The following is a 395-nucleotide window of genomic DNA, read 5'->3' as shown; positions in this document are numbered from 1 at the left end:
TGGCGGATCCTCGCTTGGATTTAACCCTGACCATTCAGCTCTCCGGTGAAGATTGGTTCGAAATGGTCTGCCGTTACTGCCAACTTCGCGAGATTGACGAGGTTGAGGTGTGGATTGAGGGGGTTAAAGCATGGCAACCAAGAACGACTATGATGGCCATGTTGTGGTATCTACTTGCACACAAAATCTGGGGTGATGATGAATATTTGCTCACTCGACAAAAATGCTTCACTCATTATGCCATGAGGATCACTGTTTGCACGGTTGAGACAAGTTCGCACTTTAAACCCTTGTAATTCGTGGTAGATTGAAAGCATTAATCAAGTCACTCCAAGATGCACTGTTTGCGCTGCGTGTTATCGCCCGTTGCCCACACTGTGTTGCTGTTTGCGAAG

General features: G+C 47.1%; 1 pseudogene. It reads left to right on the top strand.

What is annotated here, in order from left to right:
* Positions 1-296 (top strand): annotated as a pseudogene (locus tag CIK04_RS23820) (hypothetical protein); the annotation flags it as partial.
* Positions 297-395: the final 99 nt, after the last annotated feature.

This window comes from Vibrio sp. 03_296 (genome assembly GCF_002265885.1).
The sequence above is the reverse complement of the archived record's forward strand: the minus strand, read 5'-3'. Positions and strand labels throughout refer to the sequence as shown.